General features: G+C 71.0%; 4 protein-coding genes. 2 read left to right on the top strand and 2 right to left on the bottom strand.

All coding sequences use genetic code 11. The features are described from left to right. Positions 1 to 223 precede the first annotated feature (223 nt). Positions 224 to 616 carry an RDD family protein gene (locus tag ACTHNQ_RS13570; protein WP_440334158.1) on the top strand — a complete coding sequence of 131 codons (393 nt, stop codon included), beginning with the start codon at positions 224 to 226 and terminating at the stop codon, positions 614 to 616. A 70-nt stretch (positions 617 to 686) separates the two neighbouring features. On the opposite strand, the gene ACTHNQ_RS13565 is transcribed toward ACTHNQ_RS13570, so the two are convergent. After that, positions 687 to 1,397 (bottom strand): DUF4191 family protein, encoded by a 711-nt coding sequence (locus ACTHNQ_RS13565; RefSeq protein WP_440334156.1) that lies wholly within the window; start codon positions 1,395 to 1,397, stop codon positions 687 to 689. Positions 1,398 to 1,522: 125 nt separating this feature from the next. On the opposite strand from ACTHNQ_RS13565, the gene ACTHNQ_RS13560 reads away from it, so the two are divergent. After that, the gene (locus tag ACTHNQ_RS13560) at positions 1,523 to 2,848 is read left to right on the top strand and encodes a hypothetical protein (protein WP_440334154.1); all 1,326 of its coding nucleotides are present in this window, start codon (positions 1,523 to 1,525) and stop codon (positions 2,846 to 2,848) included. Positions 2,849 to 2,863: 15 nt separating this feature from the next. Here ACTHNQ_RS13560 and sucB read toward each other — a convergent pair. Further along, a partial coding sequence (gene sucB, locus ACTHNQ_RS13555) for a 2-oxoglutarate dehydrogenase, E2 component, dihydrolipoamide succinyltransferase (RefSeq protein ID WP_440334152.1) occupies positions 2,864 to 4,523 on the bottom strand: 1,660 nt, incomplete at its 5' end.

The raw sequence follows: 4,523 nt of genomic DNA, 5'->3' as shown, positions 1-4,523 counted from the left end.
GCACGCCAGGAAGGTCCGTGAAACGGATGTCGAGGAACTTGACGTCCTCGTCCTTGATGAACTTCAGCACCTCGGATGAATCTTTGAACATGAAGACTCCAGAGGTAGGGCATTCGGATCCGCCCGTGCGGGTCGGGCTCTTTGGCAAGCTACCGGCAGGGGATTGCCCGGCAGTATCACTTGTGTTTCGGGGATGTTACGACGGCCTGGGTACGCTGGAGAAGTGACGCAGAGCACTCAGGACTATCCCGGCGAACGTCTCGGACTCCCTCGGGAGGGCAGCGGTTCGATCGGACACCTGGGCCGTCGCGTCGGGGCGCTGTTCATCGACTACGGCGCCGCGTACCTGATCTCCGGCTTCTTCGGATGGGACCCGCTCGCGATCCTCGCACTGTTCGCAGCGATCCAGCTGGTGTTCCTGCCCACGCTGCAGGGAAGCCCCGGCCACCGTCTCTTCGGTCTGCGTCTCGTCCGCCTCGACGGCGCCTGGGTGGGTCTCTGGCGTCCGATCGTCCGCACGGCGCTGCTGATCGTCGTGATCCCCGCCGTCATCTGGGATGCGGACCACCGCGGCCTGCACGACAAGGCGGCCGGCACCGTGCTGCTGCGGGCCTGACCTCGATCCCCACAGAAAGCAGTCGCGCCCGGCACAGGGCCGAGCGCGACTGTTCAGCCGTCGACGTGCGTCAGCGCGGACGCGGTGCGCGGGCCCGCGTCGGGTCGATGCCCTTGGGGATCGGCAGCGACGTGAGCGACTGCGAGACCGATTCGATGCGCTTGATCACGGCCGCCTGCGTGGTGCGGTCGATCTTCTTGGGAAGCGCCTTGATGGTCGGGGCGAGCTTGGCGATCGGCACGTCGCCGTCGCCGTGGCCCACGTAGAGCACGGTGACCGGGACACCCGCCGCGACACGCTGCACCTTGGAGCGCTCGTCGTTGACGAGGCGGGTCAGACGTCCACGGGCGCCTTCACCCACGATCACCACCCCACCCTTGCCGACGGCGCGGTACACCGCCTCCTGCGTCTTGGGGTTGATGCCGACCGGCATCTCGCTGGCCTGCCAGGAGCGGCCGAGCGACGTCGACAGGACGTGCCCCGTGGCCCCCGGCATCCCGTCGATCTTCTTGTACATCGCCTGCGTCGAGAGGCGGGTCATCGTCATCATCGACGCGAGGATGCCCAGCATGAGGCCCGTGATGCCCCACAGGATGACGCTCCAGACCGCCACCGGCGGGATGAGGAAGCCGATCGCGACGCCGATGCCGGCGCCGACGAGGAGGATGCCGGCCAGCAGGTACGGCAGCCAGCGGAACTCCTTCTGGGTGAAGGTGTAGAGGGTACGGATCTGGGAGAAGAAGCCCGGGCTCTTCTCGGGGGCGGAACTGCGCGCGGCCATACCTTCCAGCCTACCTTTTCGGCGAGCCGTTCCTCGGCTCCTCCCCAGCCGGACTTGCGCAGAAGTGCTCCACAGCTCGCCCGCATACGACTCCCGGCATCGCCCGTCCTGCCCACACTGGACGCGTGACCGCCGACGACACCCTTCTCGGATCCACCTACCGTCCGGTTCGTGCCGCGCGCGCGAAGGAGGATGCTCCCTGGCCCGGAGTCCTCGCCCGCGAGAGCGGGGGCGCGATGAGACTGCTCGTCGACGCCGACGACCTCGGTCCGGACTGGATGGGATGGGATGCCGCTTCCGACGGCCACATCCTCGCCCCGGTCGACATCGCACGTCGTCGCGACGGGCACGATGCGGTCCTGCCGGTGTGCGTGGAGAGGCTGGAGGACTTCCTCCGCAGACGGGAGGCTCGCCTGCCGCTCACCGCGGGGGAGGCGGTGACCCTCGGCGTCAGTCTGCTCCGTGGATGCGGCCAGCTGGCGGCAGCACCGCAGACGACCGGCGAGTGGTGGCTGGACGACGGCGGGCGCCCTGTGCTGGCGACGGAGGCCGCGCCTCGGCGCGCCGTGGAGGCGACCGCCGACGCGATGGCGGGGGTGACGGTCGACAGCCCGCTGCGGCGCACCTGGGACACCGCCGTGCGGGCGGTCTCGGCGGAGCGCCTGTCGGTGCACGACCTCGTGGCGGCGGAGGACGCGCTGTTCGCCCTCGCCGCCCCCGAGCCGCTCAGCACGACGGCTCTCGGACCGCGGACTGCGGCCGAGGTCTCGGCATCGGCCGTGCCGACGGAGCGAGCGGCCGCGGCGCACGCGGCAGCCGACCGTTCGCTGTGGCAGACCTTGCTACACGGGGTGGATGCGGATCTCGCGGACACCGTGTCGCAGGCGACCACGGCGGTGTGGCGCCGTCTCGGCGTTGGACGGCAGGCGGCGTCTGCCCGCACGGGAGCGCGCCGTGCCCCGTGGATCGTCGGCGGCGCCGTCGCCGCGGCGGTCCTCGCGGTCGGTGCACTCTGGCCGGCGGGTGGGCCCGCGACCGCCGACGGGAGCATGCCGGCTCCGGCACCGTCGGTGTCGGAGCCGGGTGTGACGGAGACCGGCCCCCCAGCCCCGGCGGTCGCGCCCGTGGACGCGGGCACGGCGGAGGTGGACGCCTCAGACGATCTCGTGGCGGTCACCGCGGCACTCCTCGACGCCCGCACCGCCTGCGCCGGCGACGACCGATGCCTGGGCGCCGTCGCCGTCGACTCGGCGAAATCGCTCGCCCCGGGCGGTGTGATCGATCGGTCCGCGGAGGATCGCATGATCACGCTGCTCGACGACTTCGGAGATGTCGCGGTGCTCCGCGTCGATGCGGCAGACGCGGACGCTCCCGCTCAGCTCGTCGTCATCGAGCGCACAGACGAGAAATGGCTGCTGCGCGACGTCCATGACGTCGCGCAGCAGCCGTGATGATCCGCGGGCGGATCAGATGCCGAGCTGACCCTCGAAGGCCGCGGCCTCCAGGCGCGTCTTGACGGCGCCGAGGAAGCGGGCGGCGTCTGCGCCGTCGACGACGCGGTGGTCGTACGAGAGGGCGAGGTAGACGTACGAACGGACCGAGATCGCGTCCTTGCCGTCAACGTTCACCACACCGGGGCGCTTGACCACGACACCCGTGCCGAGGATCGCGGACTGCGGCAGGAACACGACAGGCGTGTCGAACAGCGCGCCGCGCGAACCGGTGTTCGTCAGCGTGAAGGTGCCGCCGGCGAGCTCGTCCGGCTTCAGCTTGTTGTCGCGGGTGCGTGCGGCGAGGTCGGCGATCTCGTGGGCGATCTGCGCGAGGTTCTTCGTCGCCGCGTCACGCAGCACCGGCGTCAGCAGACCGCGCTCCGTGTCGACCGCGATCGAAAGGTTCTCGGTCGCCGGGTAGACGATCTGGTCGCCGTCGACGGTGGAGTTGATCACGGGGTACGCCTGGAGCGCCTCGGCAGCGGCCAGAGCGAAGAACGGCAGGAACGACAGCTTGTCGCCGGTCTTCGCGAGGAAGTCGTTCTTCACCTTGTCGCGGAACGTCGCCAGCTTCGTGACGTCGACCTCGACCACCGTCGTGAGCTGGGCGGTCGACTGCATCGACTCGACGGCGCGCGAGGCGAGCACCTTGCGCAGACGCGACATCGGCTGCGTCGTCCCACGCAGTGGCGAGACTTCGAGCGGGGCCGGCGCGGCAGCGGCAGGAGCCGGAGCAGCGGCAGGAGCGGCGGCGGACTCGGCCGCCTTGAGGACGTCCTCCTTGCGGATGCGACCGCCCACGCCGGTGCCCTTCACAGACGCCAGGTCGACGCCCTGCTGCTGCGCCAGGCGCCGCACCAGGGGAGTCACATAGGTGACGGAGTCCTCATCGGCTGCCGGAGCAGACGCAGCGGGAGCCGGAGCCGGAGCCGGAGCTGCGGCGGGGGCAGGAGCGGCGGCAGGAGCCGGAGCGGCAGCAGGAGCTGCGGCAGGAGCGGGAGCCGGAGCAGCGGCGGGAGCCGGAGCAGCGGCAGGAGCCGGAGCCTCCGCCGCGGGGGCGGGAGCCGCACCTGCTTCGCCGATGCGCGCGAGAGCCGCGCCGACGGCGACGGTCTCGTCCTCGCTCACGAGGATCTCCTGCAGCACGCCGGCGAACGGCGACGGGATCTCGGTGTCGACCTTGTCGGTCGAGATCTCGAGCAGCGGCTCGTCGGCCGCGACCTCGTCGCCGACCTGCTTGAGCCAGCGGGTCACGGTGCCCTCGGTGACGCTCTCGCCGAGCTCCGGAAGCACGACCTCCTTGCCGGCACCGCCGGCTGCGGGCGCGGGAGCGGGAGTCTCGGCGGCGGGCGCCTGGGCCTCTGCGGGAGCCGCCTCTGCGGGAGCCGGAGCCTCGGCGGGAGCGGCGGAAGCGGCCTCTGCGGCGGCGGCCTCGGGGGCCGGAGCCGCGGCAGGGTCGCTCGAACCGTCACCGATCTTCGCGAGCACGGCACCGACCTCGACGGTCTCGTCCTCCTGCACGAGGATCTCCTCGATGACGCCGCTCACCGGCGACGGGATCTCGGTGTCCACCTTGTCCGTGGAGATCTCGAGCAAGCCTTCGTCGGCCTGGACCGTGTCGCCGACGTTCTTG

The sequence above is a fragment of the Microbacterium sp. genome, from assembly GCF_051953575.1.
GTDB lineage: Bacteria > Actinomycetota > Actinomycetes > Actinomycetales > Microbacteriaceae > Microbacterium.
The sequence above is the reverse complement of the archived record's forward strand: the minus strand, read 5'-3'. Positions and strand labels throughout refer to the sequence as shown.

Excerpts from the sequence above, each read along its gene's own strand:
- ACTHNQ_RS13565 (WP_440334156.1), bottom strand. The coding sequence starts at position 1,397 with ATGGCCGCGCGCAGTTCCGCCCCCGAGAAGAGCCCGGGCTTCTTCTCC.